The 22,111-nt window shown below is 50.5% G+C and carries 16 protein-coding genes and 2 pseudogenes; 6 read left to right on the top strand and 12 right to left on the bottom strand.

Annotated features, from left to right (window positions below; translation table 11 throughout):
• Positions 1 to 8: 8 nt before the first annotated feature.
• Entirely contained in the window at positions 9 to 653 is a 645-nt protein-coding gene (locus tag Q0986_RS12730) for a hypothetical protein (protein WP_299410760.1), read from the bottom strand.
• 181 nt (positions 654 to 834) lie between these two features.
• Between Q0986_RS12730 and Q0986_RS12725 the strand changes: the two genes are divergently transcribed.
• From Q0986_RS12725 to Q0986_RS12705, 5 genes are all read left to right on the top strand, one after another.
• On the top strand, positions 835 to 1,068 hold the full coding sequence (locus tag Q0986_RS12725) for a CTB family bacteriocin (RefSeq protein ID WP_299410758.1): 234 nt from the start codon (positions 835 to 837) through the stop codon (positions 1,066 to 1,068).
• Positions 1,069 to 1,562: 494 nt separating this feature from the next.
• On the top strand, positions 1,563 to 2,357 hold the full coding sequence (locus Q0986_RS12720) for a PspA/IM30 family protein (protein ID WP_299410756.1): 795 nt from the start codon (positions 1,563 to 1,565) through the stop codon (positions 2,355 to 2,357).
• A gap of 178 nt (positions 2,358 to 2,535) precedes the next feature.
• Entirely contained in the window at positions 2,536 to 3,705 is a 1,170-nt protein-coding gene (locus tag Q0986_RS12715; protein WP_299410753.1) for an LL-diaminopimelate aminotransferase, read from the top strand.
• A 79-nt stretch (positions 3,706 to 3,784) separates the two neighbouring features.
• Positions 3,785 to 4,486: an alpha/beta hydrolase gene (locus Q0986_RS12710; protein WP_299410751.1), complete on the top strand. Its 702-nt coding sequence runs from the start codon at positions 3,785 to 3,787 to the stop codon at positions 4,484 to 4,486.
• Positions 4,487 to 4,533: 47 nt separating this feature from the next.
• Positions 4,534 to 5,478 (top strand): hypothetical protein, encoded by a 945-nt coding sequence (locus Q0986_RS12705; RefSeq protein WP_299410749.1) that lies wholly within the window; start codon positions 4,534 to 4,536, stop codon positions 5,476 to 5,478.
• A gap of 66 nt (positions 5,479 to 5,544) precedes the next feature.
• Here the strand turns inward: Q0986_RS12705 and Q0986_RS12700 are convergent, their stop codons facing one another.
• Positions 5,545 to 6,432, bottom strand: coding sequence for a DUF4333 domain-containing protein (locus Q0986_RS12700; protein ID WP_299410747.1), 888 nt, complete (start codon positions 6,430 to 6,432; stop codon positions 5,545 to 5,547).
• A 236-nt stretch (positions 6,433 to 6,668) separates the two neighbouring features.
• On the opposite strand from Q0986_RS12700, the gene Q0986_RS12695 reads away from it, so the two are divergent.
• The gene (locus Q0986_RS12695) at positions 6,669 to 7,790 is read left to right on the top strand and encodes an FHA domain-containing protein (RefSeq protein WP_299410746.1); all 1,122 of its coding nucleotides are present in this window, start codon (positions 6,669 to 6,671) and stop codon (positions 7,788 to 7,790) included.
• 36 nt (positions 7,791 to 7,826) lie between these two features.
• Here Q0986_RS12695 and hisG read toward each other — a convergent pair whose 3' ends face one another.
• From hisG to Q0986_RS12645, 10 genes and pseudogenes are all read right to left on the bottom strand, one after another.
• Positions 7,827 to 8,483 carry an ATP phosphoribosyltransferase gene (hisG, locus tag Q0986_RS12690; RefSeq protein WP_299410744.1) on the bottom strand — a complete coding sequence of 219 codons (657 nt, stop codon included), beginning with the start codon at positions 8,481 to 8,483 and terminating at the stop codon, positions 7,827 to 7,829.
• A gap of 49 nt (positions 8,484 to 8,532) precedes the next feature.
• A complete protein-coding gene (locus Q0986_RS12685) occupies positions 8,533 to 9,741 on the bottom strand; it encodes an ATP phosphoribosyltransferase regulatory subunit (protein ID WP_299410742.1) in 1,209 nt (402 codons plus the stop codon).
• Between the two features lie 8 nt (positions 9,742 to 9,749).
• Positions 9,750 to 10,700, bottom strand: a complete 951-nt coding sequence (locus Q0986_RS12680) for a DnaJ domain-containing protein (RefSeq protein ID WP_299410739.1) — start codon at positions 10,698 to 10,700, stop codon at positions 9,750 to 9,752.
• Between the two features lie 129 nt (positions 10,701 to 10,829).
• On the bottom strand, positions 10,830 to 12,581 hold the full coding sequence (recN, locus tag Q0986_RS12675) for a DNA repair protein RecN (RefSeq protein ID WP_299410737.1): 1,752 nt from the start codon (positions 12,579 to 12,581) through the stop codon (positions 10,830 to 10,832).
• Positions 12,582 to 12,785: 204 nt separating this feature from the next.
• Positions 12,786 to 13,058 (bottom strand): annotated as a pseudogene (locus Q0986_RS12670) (type II toxin-antitoxin system PemK/MazF family toxin); the annotation flags it as partial.
• 24 nt (positions 13,059 to 13,082) lie between these two features.
• The gene (locus Q0986_RS12665) at positions 13,083 to 18,449 is read right to left on the bottom strand and encodes a calcium-binding protein (protein ID WP_299410735.1); all 5,367 of its coding nucleotides are present in this window, start codon (positions 18,447 to 18,449) and stop codon (positions 13,083 to 13,085) included.
• 173 nt (positions 18,450 to 18,622) lie between these two features.
• Positions 18,623 to 19,579, bottom strand: a complete 957-nt coding sequence (locus Q0986_RS12660) for a pentapeptide repeat-containing protein (RefSeq protein WP_299410732.1) — start codon at positions 19,577 to 19,579, stop codon at positions 18,623 to 18,625.
• A gap of 154 nt (positions 19,580 to 19,733) precedes the next feature.
• Entirely contained in the window at positions 19,734 to 20,051 is a 318-nt protein-coding gene (locus Q0986_RS12655; RefSeq protein WP_299410730.1) for a hypothetical protein, read from the bottom strand.
• A 376-nt stretch (positions 20,052 to 20,427) separates the two neighbouring features.
• A pseudogene (locus tag Q0986_RS12650) lies at positions 20,428 to 20,665 on the bottom strand (transposase); the annotation flags it as partial.
• Positions 20,666 to 20,896: 231 nt separating this feature from the next.
• On the bottom strand, positions 20,897 to 22,039 hold the full coding sequence (locus Q0986_RS12645) for a DUF1822 family protein (RefSeq protein ID WP_299410727.1): 1,143 nt from the start codon (positions 22,037 to 22,039) through the stop codon (positions 20,897 to 20,899).
• Positions 22,040 to 22,111 lie beyond the last annotated feature (72 nt).

Here is a 22,111-nt window from a genome sequence, read left to right as displayed (position 1 = left end):
TTGAACGTTCACCCAGGCCAGTGCGGGTTACGGTAGGGGGCATGGGTGTAGTATTTGGGCGCGTCATCCAAGCGAATATGGAGCCAGTAAACGCCTAAACCGGAAGTACTGACCCACAACGGAGCGGTTCGCGATCGCATCACATCTTGCAGCGTCGTCCCCAAAACTTGCCATAGTGTATCGACTTGTGCGATTGGGCCTTGCCGAACAAAGTTAGCCAAGTGAGTGTAGGTGGGTAAAGGGCCAAGGGCACAGGGCACAATCAGCACGGCGTCTCCCCCTAAGTTAGGAAACACGCGCAGGGGCTCGTTGCCGTGATCGAGATAGGCGGCAAAGGGTTGAAGGTTCGGCGACACCTTTGCCAACATGGGGGCTTGCACCAGCACAAATTCCCACGGTTGGTTCAGGCTGGTCGGCGTTAGGGGCGGTGTTTCCCAAAAGAAGGCAGCGTAGGCACTCTCCCGTAGGATTTGAGTGGTGAACGTGCGGAATTCTGGATCCTGTTGCCACAGCTCAATGGCCTGTTCCCAGGTTAGCGGGTCGTCCTGCAACGTCACCGTAACCCGCTGTGTTTTGCCCTGATCTAGAACTTGGCCATAGGCAACGAAATGGTTCTGTGTTGAATATGCGATGGGTTCAAGAGACTGAGACATCAGCATTACAAAGAAATTCTAGGGTTGTAGTCAAGATGATACGCAATTAGCACACCTTCCCCGTTTGGGACGTGTGTTCCCCATCACTCTAGTAGCACTCCGACATCACTGAATGATTCAAAATCTGATGGTCTACTGTCTATAGAAACAACATTTCTTATCTATCCTTTGAGGTTAAATCATGTCTGAATTATTTACTGAATTATCTGATCAACAGCAAGAGCTAGTTGCAGGTGGAGCCATTACGACTCTGAATATCAACGCGACTTCGTTCAAATCTGATACCGAGTTGCTCGGTTCTACGGGTGCTGCTACATCTGGTCCTGGTGGTTCAGCTGCCTTTGGCACCATTAATGGTGCTAACCAAGAAATCTTTACCGATGCTTTCAGTCTGCAAGCAGGTACTGTTGACTAATTATAGGCTCTAGGCTAGCTACTACCGCTAAGTTTACCCTCAAGTTTATCGAGCTTGGGGGTATTTTGGTGTCCATATGGCCGAACTCGTCCGTTTATAGACGCCCCTCCAAACTCCAAAGCCTAAAGTGCTTCTAAGAATCCCTTACTAGCATTGAGATTGCTAGAATACTAACTAGTGCTTCAACACAATATTGGCGATTTTGCCAGTTCTCAGGCCAGGTGAAGCCAGCTTCTTATTCAGCGTTGCTTTGTCATGGTTCTGAAGTGGGTAAACTGATACTGACTATCCAGACCATTTCCTAATTTGGATCTTAAAAAGCCTGTATATATCACCACTATCAGTCAGGAAGCCAAGTAACATGTAAGTGCAGACCACTCAGGCCCACATTTAGGTATTAACCAGGGCATTGATCTCGCTGAAAACCTCAAGCTTCGCTAGTCTAGAACCAGGGATTGTCATAGAAGTCTATTGTTTTAAGGAAAAACCGAGTCATGGGATTATTTGACCGCGTTAGTCGGGTTGTTCGTTCAAACCTCAATGCAGTTGTCAGCTCTGCCGAAGATCCAGAAAAAATTCTGGAGCAGACCGTTGAGGACATGCGCGAAGACTTAGTGCAACTGCGTCAGGCTGTGGCCCAATCCATCGCTGCTCAGAAACGGTTAGAACAGCAATACAATCAAGCCCAAACCCAATCCTCCGAATGGTATCGTCGGGCCCAACTCGCCCTCCAAAAGGGAGATGAGAACCTCGCCCGTGAAGCCCTATCTCGCAAGCAAAGCTTTACCGATACAGCCAATAGCCTTAAGGGACAGCTAGACCAGTCGACGAATCAAGTGACGACGCTTAAGCGGAACATGACGGCTTTAGAAAGCAAAATTGCGGAAGCCAAAACCAAGAAAGAAATGCTGAAGGCCCGAGCCCGTGCGGCCAAGGCCAGCGAGCAAATCAATAAAGCCATGGGCCGCGTCGATACCTCTGGCGCCATTGGGGCCTTTGAGCGTATGGAAGAAAAAGTCATGCAAATGGAAGCCGAATCTGAAGCCGTGGCAGAACTGGCTGGAGATACCTTAGAGAGTCAATTTGCCAGTTTGGAAGCGGGCAGCGATGTTGACTCGGAATTGGCGATGCTGAAAGCTCAATTGGCAGAGCCTCCTGCGTTGGAAGGGAGTCCTGCGACGCCAGAGGCATTGCCCGCTGCCGAAACTCAATCTGTTGATACACCACAGCAGCAAACCCCCGTTGATGCAGAGCTAGAAGAATTACGCACGAAATTAGATCAAATTTAAATCTAAATAAGAGCGAAAAAGCCTCAATGTCTACGATTTCTAGTGGATATTGAGGCTTTTTGTATCTCCACGCTGCAATCCAAGTTTTAGCGAGAATTCACCTTAAACTGGGATAGAGTTTAAGCCAACCGTCGCTAGCTGACCCTCACTTGCTGAAAGGTCAGGATGATTTGTGTAGATGAAATTTGCCGATCGCATCCAGAATTTTCAAGCCAATGTCTTTGCAGACATGGATCAGGCTAAGCGCCAAGCCCTTGATGCAGGTCAATCTCTGATTGATTTGTCGTTGGGATCTTCGGACTTGCCCGTAGCCGCACCGATCTTGGAGACCATTAGCCAGTCTTTGCAAGATCCCTCAACTCATGGCTATCTGTTGTTTCACGGCACCCGCTCCTTTCGGCAGGCTGCTGCCACCTGGTACGAGCGTCGGTTTGGGTTATCCGTGGATCCAGAAACGGAGGTATTGCCCTTAATTGGGTCTCAAGAAGGGACGGCCCACTTACCCCTTGCCATTCTCAACCCAGGGGATATTGCCCTTTTACAGGATCCAGGCTACCCCTCCCACTCTGGGGGCGTCTATTTAGCGGGCGGAGAAATCTATGGGATGCCCCTGCTAGCAGAAAACCACTTCCTACCTATTTTTAGTGAGATTCCGACTCCGGTTCTCCAGAAAGCGCGGATGATGGTGTTAAGTTATCCTCACAATCCCACGACTGCGATCGCATCTCTCTCCTTCTTTCAGGAGGCCGTACAATTCTGTCAGGCTCATGATTTGGTGCTGGTTCACGATTTTCCCTACGTTGATTTTGTCTTTTCAGCACAATCGATGCCATCCATTTTGCAGGCCGATCGCGATCGGCAGTGCGCCATCGAGTTTTTTACCTGTTCTAAGTCCTATAGCATGGGAGGGTTTCGGATTGGCTATGCCATTGGCAATGCTGAGTTAATTCACAGCTTACGGAAAATCAAGGCTGTCGTTGATTTTAACCAGTACCAAGGGATTTTGAATGGAGCCGTTACCGCCTTATCCACCTGCGATTCAGATATTCAGGCGACGCTATCGATCTTTCAAAAAAGGCGAGATGTTTTTGTATCCGCCCTGCAAAAAATCGGCTGGTCCGTCCCCTCCCCCACCGCGACGATGTATATCTGGGCTCCCCTACCGGAACCTTGGCAACAACAATCAGTCCAATTCTGTAAGCAACTGGTACACCAAACGGGCGTAGCCGCATCACCCGGTGCTGGCTTTGGCCCGTCAGGAGAAGGATATGTGCGTTTTGCCTTGGTCCAAGATCCCCCCACACTGGCAACAGCCGTTGACCGAATTGCCGCCTTCCTGCATACTTGACCGTGCGTCATTTCCTGAGCCTCAATTTTTAACCCGTTCTAACCTATAAATTCCACCCCACCTCAAAGGAAGCCGTCTTATGAGTTACCCTCGCCGTTTACTCTTTTTGCTCTCCAGTACCTTGATGTTAATGGGGCTGAGTAGCAAGGCTTTACCCAGTTATGCCGCCGAGAAAATCACAGTCACCTATGGTCCCTTTGGCCGTTCCATTTCTGTCTCTGATTTACGACAGTACTTGGAAACGGGTAGTGCGCCACCAGATTTAGCGTCTGCCCTGAGTGTGGTCGGGCAAAAAGAAAGAGAGTCTTTGCTAGGGGGGCTGAAATTTAAAGTTCCTCTGAATGTTGTGGTGATGGATCAGCTCCTGCGATCACCCCAAGGGGATCAGTTGCTGACTCAGATTGCAGGAGCCACCTCTCTCCCCGGTGGTGCCGAAAAGCTGGCCCTTAGAAGTGCATTGATTGGTGCGGCTGCCTCTAAGGAAGGGGTGGGGGCGCTCAGTTTTTTAGAAGCCTATCCCACTAAGACGTTGAAAATTGATTTAGCTGCCGTCCAAAAACTCTTGAAATCTAGCTCCATGCTCGGTGGTTTTATGGACGGACAGTTCCCAGGGGGAGAGACGCCTGCTCAGTCACCCGATGCCTCAGAAGAGGTGCCCACCGCTCCTGCACAACCGTCCCAGGAGGAGGCACCTGAAGCCCCCACAACTCCAGATACGCCTGCAGCTGAGGATACGCCGCAAGAGACGACCCCAGAGAAAACGCCTGACGCAATGCCCTAACCCTCCCTCCCATACGGTCCTAAGAGAACCGCACATCGGACATCAATATGAAAATCCATCGGTTACTCGCAACGCTACTCGGAGTCTGGCTCAGCAGTTCCTGGGGATTCGCTACGGCTAATCCCAGATGGCGGCCTGTACAACCCGGTAAGCGCAAAGGTGTGAGTGGGCTTGCCTTTGTCAACCAGCAGGGGGGAACATGCCAGTTTCTGGCCGTCCACGACAACAAAGGTGATCTGGACCAACCTCGGTTGGCGTTATTAACCGTCCCTCCTCACGGCACCATCCAGTATCAGCCCCTTACATGGCCTGCGGATCAGCCCCTCCCTGTGGATTTGGAAGCCTTGACAGTCGTTCCCCGTACCCAACACACCGAATATATGGCGGTGACCAGCTTGGGGCAGATTTATCATGTACGGCTGGATAGCCCCACTCACACCCTAACGGTTTTGCGTTCGTTGCAAATCCCCCCCCACTCCAAACTGATCAATATTGAAGGGTTTGCACTTCAGCAGATGGAGGATCAACTGATGGCAGTTTGGGCTCATCGGGGTGAAGAGGAGGATCCGGCAATGCTCTTCTGGGGAAGCGTTGATCTAACAACCGACAAAATAGCAGTTCAGGGGTCCAGATCTTGGCGGGTTCCCTGGCCGCTCAATCAGGTCCGGCATGTATCCGATTTACAGATTGCTCCCGATGGAACGCTTTACATCACCGCTGCCAGTGACCCGGGTGATCAAGGGCCATTCCAGTCAGCCATGTATGTTTTGGGCCGCTTTCCTTTCCTGCCATCCCTGTCTCGCCGTGCAGCCCCATCTGAAGGGCCTGACCCTTCAACCCTAGTTCCCCTATATCGATTCGGTTTTAATAAGGTTGAAGCGTTAGCCTTAATCCCCGGTCAAAATGGTGGTATCGTCTGGGCCTCTGATGACGAGAAATTCGGTTCAGCGCTAGCAGGACAATGCCACGCTACACCCCAATCAATGGAGTGAACCACTGGGGTATAGGCTCGGATGAATGGCTAGTACTATTCGTAAAGTAACCGTTATTACCGTCTATTACAGTTCCCATTTCACCTGCACTTGCCCCTCATCACTTCGAACGGAGACCTGAACGGGAATGTTACGGCCCCGCGAGTCTTTAGCAGTGCAGCGAAAAGTATCGCCCGTATAAGCAATGATGTAACGTGTCTGGCTGGTCCCACACTTGGGCGTAACAGCCAAGTTCTCTTGGTCTTTGATACCGGACCGGATTAAATCTTCCACTTTATTGTAGGAAATTAGCCCCTTAGTGGCGTTCCAAGAGAACCCCCCTTGGGTATTCGTTTGAGTCACAATCGCTTCAATGGTTTTCCCGTTGATTGCCGTGATTGTGCAGTTAAATTTATCATTCACTTTGACCGGAATATTTCCAGGGCAGGCAACGGATCGGACTCGAATACCAGACTGCTCCCTAAACTGTTTTTTGAGCGTGGTTTCGACAAAGTCAGCCTCTATCACAGGCGTATTAGGATCGATATCAGCTGGTTCTGGCTCAGTGGGTTCTGGCTCAGTTGCATTTTCATCCGTCAGCTCTGGTTCTGAGCTGGGTTCATCCTTCAAGATGGTGAGGGAGTCAGAAGAACTCAAATCATTATCGTTATCCAGCTGTAATGAAACATCGCCCTCATCATCATTCAGCTTTACTAAAATAGTCGATTGGGTGCCATCTTCAGTTTCTGCTTCACAGTCGACGGTATTGCCCGCTTCCACTTTAATTCGATTAGGGCAAGAGACAGATTTCACATCTATATTCTCTTCTCGCTCTAACCATTGGCGAATCTCGTCTTCCAGCTTATCCGTATTCAGTGTGGGGGTACAGGCTGAGACGAGTCCCACTAAACAAACGACAGCGAACACATGTGGGGTACCTAGCCGTTTATGGTTGGTGATGTTGCCAGTTTTCATTGCAGTGAGTTGAAAAGATGATTTTTGAAGGTTTGCTATATCAACTCTAACCGTTTTACTCTTAAAAATGGAAAATATCTGGATTCATTAAAGCAGAGTGCAAACAGACTGTTCTTTCACAGTTCACCCGGCTTAGGTATGCTGGATGCACGACTAGATATGGATCTGCCCCAGAGGTAGATCTGGCATGGCGATAATGGACCGATGAAGTTCAGTGATATGGAAAAGGACTTAATGTGACTGAGCTAACGTTGGAGTGGATAGAGGGGGGCGTCTCTCGCTCTGAGCAGATTCAACCCAATCAACCCAGCAAACATCCGGGGACGGTCAGGATTGGCCGGGATCCGCAACGCTGCGATATTGTCCTGTCGGATAGTAGTGTCTCGGGTTTACAGGCCGAAGTTTATTATCATGCGGGGAGTCAAGTATTTTTCCTGCGATCGCTACGTGAATCCAATCCTCCCATTGTCAATGGCCAACCCATTCCTAAAGGGGAAGTTCCCTTAGGCAATGCCAGCACCCTCACCCTAGGACGTGTGGTCTTCAATGTCAGAGCCAGCACCGTTTCAGGGGGACTGCCCCCCACAGAGGTCAGCCCACAACGTGGCGCTCCCCCTACTCCCCCTACCCAAGTGACGGCTCCCCCACCTGGGAACCCGCCGCCTTATCCGGCTGCCAGTCCTGCACCGTATCATCAATCACAGCCCACTGCAGACTCCGGTCCACAGATTTGGGTGTGGATTATTGCAGGGGTTTTAGTGTTAGGAGGCGGGGCCTTAGCATGGCCCTTTATCAGCACGTTCCTAGGGCTGAATCAAGACCCCAGTGTGTCTCAGACAGAGAGTAGAGATAATGCCGATGCCAATTCAAGCGAAGATTCCTTTGGCAACAAGATGGCGGACCTCGCCACCTATACGCATCCCTCAGGGTTGTTCCGAATCGATGTCCCTCGGACTTGGGAACGTACGGATACCAGTAAAGCAGGAGAAGTCATTCTACGATGGACCGATCGGGATACCGGTAGTGGTGTGGTAGTGGATCTCTTTCAATCCCGCCAAAGATTTAGCCAGAGAGAACTGGGCAACTTAGCACGGCAACTGATTACGAACGCCTTTGAAGACCGACCTAATTTTCGAACCGATGCCCCCAGACGTCGCAATAACGGTGTGGTGGAACTCAGTTGGACCTTTTCTACCGGCAATGATCAAGTATTAGGGGCAACGTTTACCCAACAACGGCGCAACACGGTTTCCGTGGTCAGTATCTATGTGTTGCAGTCGGATTTCAAGCAAGTGGAATCTACTTTTCAAGAGATTTTAAGCAGCTACCAATTTGATCCCGCTGTCGATATCCCATAGAGCGGAATCCTGAGTGAAACATCAACCCACACGGACTTATGGAGTGCTAGAGGTTAAGGGCTGGCTGGTTTTGCTAATTTCGTCAAGCCAGTGCTGAAGGTTGTATTGGTTGAGCCGATAGCTGAGGGGATGGGCAATCAAACGAGCGGTGCTGTCATAGAGGCAATCCAGTTCGATTAAGCCATTCTCTTTAAGGGTTCGGCCAGTGGAGACTAAATCAACAATGGCTTCGGACATGCCAGTAATCGGTCCTAACTCGACCGAGCCGTAGAGCGGAATAATTTCCACAGGTAAATCGATTTGACAGAAAAAGTCATGGGCGCAGTGAACAAATTTGGAGGCCACCCGGCAGTTGGGTGGCAGCTCCATCGCTGAACGATAGGGGCTTTGACTGGGCACGGCTACAGACATTCGACAATGACCAAAGCCTAAATCCGCAATCTGGGCAACCTGTGGCTTCTTTTCCTGCAAGACATCAAACCCGACAATGCCGATTTGGGCTTGGCCATATTCCACATAAACCGGGACATCTTGGGCACGCACCAATAGCCCTTGTGCCGTTCCCGATGGATCCTGGATTTGCAGTTGGCGATTGGCTGCGTCTAGAAATGCACTGAAATCTAAGCCAACAGTTTGCAGGCGACGGATACTCTCTTTGAGGAGTGCCCCTTTGGGTAAGGCAACGGTGAGCATGGATATTATCCCAATGACATCAATGCTGTAGTCAAGACAGCTGAGTGGATTACGCTAGCGACTCAATTGTGACAGACCCTTGAGCGTTGACCCAAGCAATTTGGGAAATTCGTTGTTGGCGCGCAGTGGCCCGAATATCATCGGGGGATTTTTGCGACAGTTCAACTTCCACTCGGGTCAGGGGGAGCTGAGCATTTTGCTGGCGGAGATGCTGAGCATGGGCGAAGGTAGCTGCGATCGCAGCTTCGGTTTCAGCCACGACTAACCAATGGGAAGCGGGGGTTTGTTGAGGCAGTTTCCCCAGAGTAAGCAGCACTTGATGGACCGGTTCAACATTGAAGGAGAATCCAATCCCAGGAATCAGCTTGCCCTGAGGATGATAAAGGCCCAAGAGCTTATCGTAGCGTCCCCCCTGCCCGAGGACTCGCTGCCCCGATTCGGCATCACTAATAATCTCAAAGACAATCCCTGTATAGTAGTCAAAGGTTTGAATCAGGCTTAGATCTAAGGTCAAAGACGGCAGTGCGGATAAGACCTCGACCAAGGATTTGAGGTTATTGACTGCCTCCTGTTGGGGTGGCTCAAGCGGGAGTTGGCCTACTTTTTGCAAGACTTGAGCGGGTTCACCTCGCAAATCCAATAAAAACAGGGCATGGTCTCTCAGCTCTGAGCTTAAGGGCAAGTTAGCTAACCCCACCCGATCTAGTTGAGCAATGGCACGACGAACCGCATTTCGGATTGAGTCAGGGAAAGGCTGTAACAGCGATCGCGTTAAATCTGCTTCCCCTAAAATGACATGCCAGTGCTGTACGCCTAGCACCCTCAGACAATCCGCTAGCAGTAACAGGATTTCGGCATCGGCCAATAACCCACTACTACCCAGTAGCTCGACTCCTGCTTGATAAAACTCATGCTGACCGCTGGCATGTCCCGGTTGCTGTCGGAAAATATTGGCATTGTAATAGAGTCGCTGGGGATGAGCGGCGCCCTCCATACGAGTGACAGCGGCTCGCGCAATGGAGGCCGTCAATTCGGGTCTCAGGCCCAGTACACCCTCTTCCGGATCCCAAACCTGAATGACGGTTTGGGGTTCAACGGCTCCTCCCGCAATTAATGTGTCTAATCGTTCTAGGGTGGGGGTAATGATACGGTGATAGCCCCAGCCCTGAAAGACCTGTTGCAAGCGCTGCTCAATCCAGGACTTTTGAGCAACATCTAAGGGGAGTAAGTCTCGGGCACCAGCAGGAGGTTGATACATCGTCACAATTACTTCTTACCACCAAACAATCCGAATAACCCCTTGCGTTCGGAGCGTTGAGCAGTGGTTTGCTTGGTAGCAGAAGGATTGGACCGCTTTTCTAATTTGTCCACTTTTGCCATCCCTTTGATGGCTTCAGAGTCTTTGGGATTACTCTTTAAAGCTTGTGTAAAATGGACTTTTGCCATCTTGAGCGATTTTTTTTGCAGATAAATGGAACCCATTAAGCTATGGCATCGACTACTTTTGGGCTCCAGCTTCAGCGCATCCCGGAGCTCTACAATGGCTTCATTTAAACGATTTTTATTAATGAGTTCTTGAGCCCGTCGACAGTAATCATTCACAAATTGTGATGTGGGTGCTTCTTGAGGCGGCGGTGTTTTTTGTGCAGCAGGAGAGACAGCTGCGTCTGATGATGATGGAGATGTTGCAGGGGGGGTCTGGGCTGCTTGGACAGGAGCAGGTCTAGAAGGGCTAGCTTTTGGGGTCCCCTCACACCGGATTAAATACGCTAAGTTTAGCTCGCTGAGCTGAGCAACAATCCCTAGCACCGCCTCTAACTGATCAAACTGGTTTTGAGCCAATTGATTGACTTGCTCTTTGTATAACGCTTCAAAGTCATTGGTGGTTAATAGGGTTTGGGCATTGGCGACTTGGAGCGTACTCGGATCAATCTCTCGGGTCGCGCGTTGCCCCACCAGACGTAATAACACCTTGTATTCTTCTAGCTCTTTGTCTTGAGATAGAGCCTCGTAAGCTGGATTGACCACTTTGGAGAGCATCCGGCTGGCTTGCTCCTTATCCATACCGGCTGGACAACTATCTGGGTGCAAGCCACGCGCTATTTTGAAGTATCGTTTGCGAATCTCACCTTTGGAAGCCCCAATCGCTAGCCCCAGACAGGCGTAGTGGTCTGGGCAATCAAAAATAGCAATACCCTGCTTCATCTCAAGTGACATGTGTGTGGTTCCGAAATGAGTCTATGTAAATAATCCCCTAGTGCTAGTCTAATGGGTCTGGGACGATCCAGCACCTTATTTTAGTCAGCCCATACAAGAATTCGGGGTTGAGTGCATCCCAACCTCAGGTTATTTCTTCCCGTTGGAACTGGCATAGCTTTTTCGAACTTTTCCCGCCTGCTGTAAGAGGGAGTCCACAAAGGTAAGGGCTTGCTGAGTGGTTTGTCCACCCGCGATTTCTGCTAATTCCTGTCGTCGCTGTTGGTCATCCAAAGAGGCGACATTCACCACGGTTCGCTCGGTTGCTTTTTTGCCAGACTTGGATTTTGGGCCTTGAGTAACAACCTGCTTTTGCACTTGAAAATGAGCATCGGCCATGGCAGCAATCATCGGTTGGTGGGTAACGCAGAGGACCTGATGGTTCTGACTGAGACGATACAGCTTCGTAGCAATGGCCTGAGCCACATGCCCCGACACCCCCGCGTCAATTTCATCGAAGATCAATGTGCCCACGCCTTCTCCTTGGGAAAAACAGGCTTTGAGGGCCAGCAAGAACCGACTCATTTCTCCCCCCGAAGCTGATTCGGACAACGGTTGCAAGGCTTCACCCGGATTAGCACTAAACAGAAATTGGATTTGGTTGGCGCCGTGCTGAGTGGGAGCGATGGGCTCTAATCCCACCTGAAATTGCACCTTGTCTAAGGCGAGGGGCTTCAGTTCTTCTAAAAGGCGAGCTTCTAACTGTTGGGCTGCTTTTTGGCGCAGGGCCGTCAGCTTGGCACAGGCTTGCTGAAGTTTCGCTTCACACTCAGCAGCGGCCTGCTCTAGTTCGTCCAAGGATTGGCCTTCTCCGGTAAGGTCAGCATATTGGGTTTGGATGGTTTGGTGATGTGCGATCGCATCTTCTAAACTCGGTCCATATTTGCGGCAAATTTGCTTCAGCTCCATCAGTCGCGTTTCCACTGACTGCAGTTGTTCAGGATCTGTTTCAACGGTATTGCCATAGGCATTGATCAATGAACCTGCTTCTTGCACCTGGGTAAGCGCCTGCTGGACAAGTTCTAGAATGGGCGCTAGCTGTGAATCATACTGACTCATATCCGTTAAAATCGATTCCGCTTGGCCCAAGAGATCACCACAGGCGTCCCCTTGGTCTTGCTCGTAGAGCAGCTGATAGACCTGATAACTTTGCTGTTGGAGTTCAACGCTATGACTGAGCCGCTGTAGCTCTTGTTCTAAGCCCGTTTGCTCGTTGGGATCGGAAAGCTGGGCAGCGTCCAGCTCTTGCAACTGATAGCGGAGCAAATCGATATTCTGGAGGCGCTGTTGCTCATTTTGGCGAAAGGCTTGGAGTTCGGTGGTGATTTTTTGCCAGCGAGCAAAGGCAGCGGCCACCTTCTGTCGTTGCTTCAGGAGCGGTTCTCCTCCAAACCCGTCTAAGCACTGTCGTTGGCGATCAGCCCGACCTAGTTGGACAGCTTGTCCTTGGGCCGTTACTTCGATCAGTTGTTCTCGCAGTTGGGCAATCTGCTGTTTGTTGACGACCACGCCATTGACCCGAAAGCGGCTGCGTAAGGTACCTTGGACCGAAATTTCGCGACTGCACACCAATACATCGTCCTCTAAAGGATCGATATCAGTGTCCACTAGCCAGGTATTGAGGGCGGGGGTCAGGCTAAAGCTGGCTTCCAGTAGAGTGCGAGATTCGCCCGTGCGCAGCATGGAACTGAGGGCTTTCCCACCCAAGATCAGGTCAATGGCATCTAGCAAGATAGATTTCCCGGCTCCAGTTTCTCCGGTCAGCACGTTCAATCCGCCGATAAACGTCAGCTCTAAGGAGTGGATTAGGGCGAAGTTTTCGATGCGGAGGGACAGCAACATACCGGAACAGCCAACTCAGATCCTATCTATCTTACTGATCTGCAGTGTTTCTGGAAGATAAGGTCAAGAATAAATATATAGCCCTCCACCTCACAGAAGGGCGACCCGCAATATTGACGTTGCCCCGTCTACCGCTGTGGTAGACCTGACTTTGCGTTCTCTTCATGATCAAGAGAGTTAAGCACCGAGGAGCAATCTGTCGAGCTATACATCAAATCCCAGCACAATATTGAGGGCGGTGTGGATGGGTTGCCAATATTTGTCCTCAAGCATTCCTTGGCACTCCAGAATTCTGCGGCCATCTAATGCACGAATTTGGCCTATATCTAGGAACCGATCCTGGTCCAAGCCATTTGCAGAAGATGCCTTTACATTGACGGCATAGGGAGCCTGTTTGAACCCTGGTCGAAAGGGAATAATCACCGTCAACTGAGCATACTGATTCATCGTGTCGTTCTGGACGATTAGACAAAAGCGAGCTAAGAGACTGAGTATTTAGAACTAGATATAGATAAAGGTAGTATCTGTCAGGGTGAAACCAGAGTCACTTATTACATTAGCAATCAGTTCATCTGCACCTCCAGCAATACCATCACCATTTGAGTCTAGATAGATTCCTGTGCCACTCATGCCAAGTGCCGCAACTCCCATAACGTAGTCTGTGGATGAACCACTCATCTGGATGAAATCTTGATTACCATTGAAATCAGTAATCACTGCAAAGTCATTCAGACCTGCTGAGGTATCATCTCCATCGTTGTAGTAAGCAATATCCCCTCCGAGAACAAAGTAGTCTGCTCCATCACCCCCGGTTAGATAGTCAATGGAACCACTGCCTTTAAGCGTATCGCTGTTGGCACCCACTAAGACATCGTCACCACTACCACCTAGCAAGGTGTCATTGCCTTCTTGACCCATCAGGGTATCATTACCGGCGCCACCGTCAAGAACATCATTACCGATGCCAGCATAAAGGCCGTCATTTCCGGCATCGCCAAAGAGCTGATCAGCACCACTGCCACCATATAAGGAGTCTTGACCGGCACCCCCCTGTAGATCATTAGATCCGTTGACTCCATAGAGCGCATCATTACCGTCTCCACCCAGCAGTTGGTTGTTCCCAGTGCTGCCAAATAGCTCGTCGTTGCCAGCGCCACCATCTAAAAGGTCATTGCCACTGTCGGCATAGAGAGAGTCATTACCCTCTCCCCCGGAGAGTGTGTCAATACCAGACCCACCATAGAGTTTGTCATTGCCACTACCGCCTTCGAGCGCATCATTGCCGCTACCGCCTTTGAGGATGTCTGCACCAGCACCCGCATTAAGGATATCGTCATTGTTGCCGCCATCCAATGTGTCATTACCGCTGCCACTAGTAAGGGTGTCATTTCCTGATCCACCTTTGAGGGTGTTGTTGCCACCCGTCGTGGTCAAGACGTCATCCCCAGCACCGCCATCTAAGCGGTCGCTGCCGCTGCCACTAGAAAGGGTGTCATTGCCTCCCTGGCCGTAGAGCTTCACTTTGGCACCATTCGTAGAGGTAATTTCGTCATTACCGCTATTGGCATAGAGGGTTTCGATGCTAGCGGCATCGATATCCATGTTTAGATCAGAGGTGCTTTGGTAGTAAGCCGTATCAGTACCCGTGCCACCCTCAACTACCGTATCGTCGGCATCGAAGTAAAGCTTATCGTTACCGGCACCCCCGATTAATTGGTCTGCACCTGCATCTCCTTTCAGGATGTCGTTGCCAGACCCAGCATCTAAGAGGTCATCGCCACTACCGCCCAGCAGACTATCGTTGCCGTTATCAGCGCTGAGAGTATCGTTGCCAGACCCACCATCTAAGGTGTCTTTGCCTCCGGCAGTCGTTAGGCTATCGTTACCGTCGCCACCGAATAGAGCATTGTTGCCACCGCCAGAGGATAAGACATCGTTGCCGCTGCCACCCTCTAAGCGATCGCTGCCGCTGCCACTGGTAAGGGTGTCATCGCCAACTAGGCCATACATTTTAATGTTGGTGCCATTGCTAGAGGTAAATTGGTCGTTGCCAGCATTACCGTGGATTTCTTCGATGCTGACATCATCAATATTGAGGGTTAGACCATCGCTACTTTGGAGTTTGGCAACGTCTGTACCGTCGCCACCATCGAAGGTGTCATCACCATCGAAGTTAAGGGTGTCGTTGCCTGCACCGCCCATAAGGGTATCGGCTCCAGCATTGCCCGAGAGCACATCATTGCCCTCTTGCCCTTCTAACAGGTCATCTCCTGTACCGCCAGAGAGGATATCATTGCCTGCCCCGGCAAGAATGATGTCATTGCCTGCTCCGCCATCGAGGTTCTCATGGCCGGTGCCGCCCGTGATACTGTCATCGCCAGCTTCACCATGAATTTCGACATTCTCGGTACCGGAATTGGTAAAGACATCATCGCCGCCAGAACCGTAGGCGAGTTCAATTTGGCTGGCACCGAGGTCTAGGGTGACCGGCTGGTTGCCTTGAGCACGAGCGATGTCATAACCGTCGCCACCATCGACTACGATGTCATCCGCATCAAATAGCAATGTGTCAGAGCCGTCACCGCCATATAGGGCATCTGCACCCTCACCACCGACCAACATGTCGTTCTCAGTACCGCCTTCGAGGGTGTCATCCCCAGCGTTGCCTTCGAGGTAATCGTGGCCTGCTTCACCGGAAATTAGGTCGTTGCCTTCACCTGCGATCGCAGTATCTTCACCCGCCCCACCCGCTAGGGTATCGTCGCCCGTGCCACCTTCAAGATAGTCATTGGCTGATCCACCGGATAGTTGGTCATTACCGCCTTTACCGAACAACGCCACTGTGGTCGAAGCGGGAGCTCCAGCACCATTTGTGTGGGAGAAAACATCATCACCACTGTTGCCGTGGGCTTCATCAAAGCTGTTGGCCCCTGCATCAAAGACGACGCCTTCTGCAGACTCTACAATGGCAACGTCATAACCTTCACCACCGAGGATTTGAGTGTCGGCAGCGTCAATAAAGACGACGTCGTTTCCGTCTCCACCTAGGAGGGTATCAGCGCCTTCACCTCCACTTAAGAAGTCATTGCCGCTGCCGCCATCAACGATGTCATTGCCAGCGTTCCCGGACAGCCACTCGTCATTGCCGGTATTACCAGAAATAACGTCAGCCCCTGCGCCGCCTTCAATGACATCCTGGCCTTCGCCACCACTGAGCTGGTCGGCCCCTTCACCACCACTTAAGTAGTCGTTGCCGGCATCACCAGAGAGGACGTCATCCCCGGCATCGCCCATGAGAACGTCTTTTTCTTCACCACCGAAAAGGGTATCGTTGCCAGCGCCGCCTTCTAAAACATCTGAGCCAGCTTCACCCTTCAGTAGGTCAGCATTGTCACCGCCGCCTAGGGTGTCGTTACCAGCCCCACCGTATAGGGTGTCTAGTCCGGCATCGCCTTGGAGAACATCATTCCCAGCATCACCGGTTAGTAGGTCTTCGCCAGCGCCACCTAGGACTGTATCAGCTCCTTCGCCACCGGAAACGGTGTCAGCTCCTTCGCCACCAGAAACGATGTCACTTCCTAGACCGCCTTCAACGAAGTCATTACCAGCGCCACCATCAACCCAGTAGTCATCACCTTCGCCACCTTTGAGGATGTCATCACCCGCATCGCCCTGGAGAACATCATTGCCGGCATCGCCTTCTAAGACATCATTACCGTCACCGCCACTGAGAGTATCACTTCCGAGACCACCACTGAGTTGGTCTTGACCTTCACCGCCGTTGAGAATGTCATTGCCAGCGTCACCGGACAATACATCATCGCCAGCATCTCCCATGAGCACGTCATCATCATCGCCACCTATGAGGGTATCGTCGCCGGTGCCACCCTCCAGGATATCTAGACCTGCACCCCCTTTGAGAAGGTCGGCATTGTCACCACCAGCTAGAGTATCGTTACCAGTACCCCCGTCAAGCGTATCGAATCCCTCATCTCCGAGGAGAACATCATTGCCTGCGTCTCCAGACAGAACATCATTGCCTGCGCCACCGATGACCGTATCATCATCTTCACCGCCAGAAACAGTGTCATCTCCTAAATCACCAGAGACAATGTCATTGCCGCTGCCGCCTTCAATGAGGTCATTACCAACGCCACCGTCAACCCAGAAATCGTCGCCGGCACCTGCTTTGAGGATGTCATCACCCGCATCGCCTTTGAGGACGTCATTGCCAGCATCGCCTTTGAGAACGTCATTGCCTTCACCACCGCTGAGAGTGTCGCTGTCGAGTCCACCACTGAGTTGGTCGGCACCTTCGCCTCCATCAAGGATGTCATTACCCGCATCACCTGTGAGCAGGTCATCGCCTGTATTTCCAAGGACGACATCATTGCCTTCACCACCGCTAACGGTGTCTTGATCAGCACCCCCTGCAACCACATCATTGCCGAGGCCGCCTTCAACGAGGTCATTACCGGCGCCACCGTCAACCCAGTAGTCGTCGCCTTCACCCGCATTGAGGTAATCATTACCCGCGTCGCCCATCAGAACATCATTACCGGTATTACCGAGAAGGGTATCTTCACCTTCACCGCCGGACAGTACATCTTCACCCGCACCGCCATCGATTAAATCAGCGCCTTCACCACCCGAGAGCCAGCCATCGTTGCCAACGCCTCCGTCGATGGTGTCATTACCTTGGCCACCTTCAATGGCATCCATGCCTTCGTCGCCGGAGAGGAGGTCATCGCCTAGTCCACCATCGATAAAGTCATGACCCGCACCACCGCTGATGGTGTCTTGCCCAGCATCGCCGTAGAGAACATCCTGGTCACCTTCACCAGCAATCAGGTCATTGCCTTCGCCACCATGGATATTGTCATCTCCGTGCCCCCCAGATAGGGTATCTGCACCGGTGCCCCCATCCATATGATCGATATGTTCACCACCAAAGAGAGCATCGTCGCCCGCTCCCCCCATCATGGTGTCATCATCTGCGCCGCCATAGAGGATATCGTTGCCTTCGCCACCATCCATGATGTCGTGGCCTTGCTCACCGTAGAGGGTGTCGCTGCCTTCGCCGCCAGACATCCAGTAGTCGTCACCGGCACCCCCGATTAGCTCATCATTACCGGCTTCTCCTATGAGAATGTCATTGCCAGACTGTCCCAGGATTTTGTCATCCCCTAGACCGCCTTTAAGAGTGTCAGCGCCTTCACCCCCGTCGACTAAGTCATCCCCCGTACCGCCATCCACATAATCGAAACCCGAACCGGCTAATAATGTATCTTGACCTTCATTGCCGAGTAGGTTGTCGTTGCCAACACCACCCGTCACGAAGTCATTGCCTTCGCCGCCGCTGAGAATATCATCGCCCGCATCTCCATGCAGGGTGTCATCGCCTGCTTCACCGGCCAACCAGTAGTCATCGCCTTGGCCGCCAATAATCATATCTGCGCCTTGATCGCCGATGATGGCGTCTTTACCTAAGCCACCGATGAGGACATCATTACCAATGCCGCCTAAGAGAAGGTCGTCATTTTGAGTGCCACTGCGAATGGCGTTGGGATCGGCAAAGCCTGCACCGCTTTCATCCACGGGACCGGTATAGGTGTAATTGCCATTTACATCTTGTTGCCAGTTTTGGGTACCACCTTCATCGCCATGCATCCAGTCGTTGCCTCGGCTGCCAGAGAGCGTATCGTTGCCGGTGCCGCCTTTGACGACATCATCGCCTTCGTTACCCGATAGCCAAACATCATCGCCTTCGCCGCCAAGGATGGTATCGTCGCCTTCCTTGCCTATTACAACATCATCTGTAATTGAGCCAAAAAGTTCTTCGCTGGTGTTAGTACCAAATACTTGCATGGTTTCCCCCTGGATCTAATACCTTTTCAGGCTAAAAGCTAAAGTTTGCTTGAGTGTCAATAGCAAAAGCTATAAAAAAAACTTATATAAATTAATTTCTATGAGTAGAGTGCTCTGTGGACTACACCACTTGATGGAGTCCTGATGATAGGTTTCAATCATCTGAATCTAGGTTAAGGAATAGTTTGTGGGTACCCTATGATTGAGTTATCAATGACGATAGGTTCATCCACAATTACGTCTTCGAGATTGGCATCGAGTAAATTACTGCCAAACAGATTGACTCCACGCAAATCGGCCCCTTGCAAATTGGCTCCCATCAAGATGGCTTCGCTTAAAGTCGCGCCCCGCAAATCGGCCTTATATAAACAAGCCCCCCCTAAATTGCTGCCAATCAAACTAGCCCCTGCTAAGGTCGCTTCGCTTAAATCTGAACCGACCAGAACTGCATGGGATAAATCGGCTTGCTCTAGATAGGCACCGATCATATCGGCACCACTAAGATAGGCCTCTCTAAAGGTGCATTTTTCTAGGACTGTTTCATTTAAGCTGGCGAGCATCAATTCAGCACGATTGAAATTGGCATGACTTAAAAGGGTGCCACTGAGCTTAGCGCCAATCAGTTTGATACCAGAAAAATAGCGTTCTCCAGCAGCATATTGAGCCAGCATCCTGTTGCTGATATCATCGTCTTCTTCAGCAACGGGATGATTATGGTCTTCAATCGTTTTCAGTAGCTTTAATAAAGATTGTGATTGAGGGCCAACACTACTGAGTTGTTGGAATTGTTCAAAGCGCCGCTTCAATTGCTGACGGGTTTGGTCGAGTTCTGCTAATTGCTGGTCGAGTTCTGCTAAATGGCTTTGCACCATTTGTTTCATGAGAATTTGTGAGTTTTGAGAATGCTCACCTATATCTAGAATCTCTTTAATTTGATGTAGGGATAAACCGAAATTTTGGGCACTGCGGATCATGTACAATCGGTCCTGGGCTGCCACAGTATATAGGCGGTAGCCTGAGCGATTGCGGTATGGTTGGTTGAGGAGGCCAAGCTGCTCATAATAGCGAATGGCTTGCGGAGAAACACCAAATTTGCTAGCTAATTGGCCAATGAGCAGTCCAGTTGTCATTTTCTTCAGAATGATTCAGATTCTTTTCACCTGTTAGTTTTATGATGCCCAAAAAAGATGGCAATTAAGCGGATCAGGGACAAAAATGCCCTGCAAAATAAGCACAAAAAGCACTAATAGGATTTATGAAGACTGCTCAAAAAATAGACAAAAATCAAGCCATGGAAGCAACTAGATGTTTCGCATTTTTGGGGCCAACTTCTTTTTTGAGAACATCTTGAATCTGGCGAAGGTAATCTTCAGCTACTTCTTGAGGGAAGTTGAGGTGAATCGTAAGATTAGGGTTGCTACTATAGATATGCAATGACCCATAGGTAGGTAACCAACCTGAAAAGCCAGCTACCTGAGTATAGGCAATAAATTGGAAAGCCCGGGTGCTGGGGTTAGAATATTCAATCCCACTGTCTGTAAGGGTAATAATGACATCGCTATTGGCATCTTTGGGATGAAAGCCTTTGAATTCCATTCTCATGAGAGACTCCTAGCAGTTGATCAATATGATGTATTCAATCTGGGATTTAGCAGAGTATTCTTTAGTGGAATATTCTTGCTAGAAAAGAGTAAGTTTTCTATTTTTTTGAGTATTCAGGTAGAACAAAATGGCTCTTTTATTAGATTAGCTATCTCAATATTACCCAAACTTTATCTGCATCTAACTTGAAAATTAAATTACTTGCAGGGAAGAAGACTCTGGACTGGATTTATTTTTAACTGGAGACATCTAAAAACTCAGACAAATCAGATTTTTCTTCTACTAAAATAAGACGCTAAAACATACACAAAATCTACGTTTAGAAGATTAAATGGCAGGGTGGGCAAGATTTCTGCTTGTGTCGAAAATGGTGCTATCAGATATAACCGACAGTTCCACTAAGAGCTGATTTCTCAACAGAAACTAAAGTTACTAATCGATGTGTGAGCAGTCGAATAAAACAGCCATAAATCATGGCTTCACTCGTTTCTGGATAAAATTCGTAGTCCTTCCCCAAACGACGATAGCGATTTAACCAGCCAAAACACCGTTCAACAACCCAGCGCTTGGGCAATACCTGGAAAGCCTTGAGTCTCCCGTTTGATCACTTCTACGCGCACTTGCTCACCACACACTTGCCGTACCGCTCGCTCAAAGTTCTCCACCGAGTACTCTTGGTCTACCCACACCACTGCTAGGCGAGACAAACCCGATTTTCATCTAATACCACCAAGTCCGCTGCTCGACCCATCCCTTCTCAGAGCTGATGCCTTAAAGCAGTGTAAATGGTCTGCCTACTTCATTCACCTGTCTGGGCAACTAATCTAAGATATCAATCTGATCATTTAAAAGTTCAAAATTTCTTGATCGTACTGATCTGGCTGCGGTTCAACCGTCCAAACTAGACCTTCACCAGAGTCCAAAGCGACATCAATATAGAGCCGATCTACAGGCTCAGAAGCTTGATCTTCGTTCCCCTCAAAAGATTCTAAGTCTTCCGTTAGTAATCGCAGCACAAACCCTGCTGGAATCATGGCACCAGGGGTCACCGGTCGCAGTTCAAACCGCCACGCTGACTCCACTTCCACTGCATAGATATTCAACTCATAGGGCTGGCCCTCAATCTGTAACTGGCGCGAAATTGCTGCAATTGGGGTTGCGGATTGATCGCCTCGGGCCGCTGAGAGTTGGGGTTGTAACGTCATCGATTGCCAGCCCATTTGTTGGGCCAGATTGGTCATCCCCGTTCGCAGCCATTGCCCCACTGAGGGCTGTTCAGTGATGCCGCGTCGTTGTACTGCTAACCGCTGTCGCCAACCGCCGTGGGCCATTAAGCTGCCCCATTGTTCAAAGGGAATGGCTAAGCGAGGAGTAACGAGGTCTGAATGGCCGAGGCGTTGAATGAGTTGATCGGCTTGGACTTTGGATAGCGTCGGCAAGGGATTGACCGCGGCTTGGGTGATCTCTTGGGGATTGAATTGCTGGGTGAGCCAGAGCACATTCAGGTCCGACGTCAGATCTGTATCGTTGAGGGTGTAGGTGCGATCGCACCAATCATACGCCCCCTGTTCCTTCAGCTGTAGGTGTTTCGCAAACCCACCGATTCTCACCCAACCTTCATCAGGGTTCACCTGGGCCGCCACATAATAATCCGCAATCCAGTGGGGAATATCCACCCATTCTTGGGGAACCCGCAGTTCATCTAAATCAATCGTTTCCGTGGGAATCAGGACTAATTTTTGTGCCCCCACCTGAATGGGTGTTCCCGTCACCACGGCCCAAATACTTTGTAAGGAGGGCAATTTCAGCGTGGGTATCGCTCGCAGATCATGATCTTCCCGCAGCCAGGGAATCACCGTGTCCAAACAGACCTGATTCAGATAGGCTTGCCAGCGACTGGGGCCGTCGTTTTGTTGCCAAGCCTGGGCCTGAAGGTCCGCATCAATGTCTAAATAGGTGGAATCAAATAAGGCTAAATCAGACGTCATGATCATCACTCTAATGCAGGGGCAGTGGGGGCAGGTTCACCGTAGTGTCCTGTCAGCCATTCTTCCAGGGAA

Origin of the sequence: Acaryochloris sp. IP29b_bin.148, assembly GCF_028285565.1 — a bacterium.
Lineage (GTDB): Bacteria > Cyanobacteriota > Cyanobacteriia > Thermosynechococcales > Thermosynechococcaceae > Acaryochloris.
Note: the sequence above shows the minus strand (reverse complement) of the source record. Positions and strands in the feature narration are given on the sequence as shown.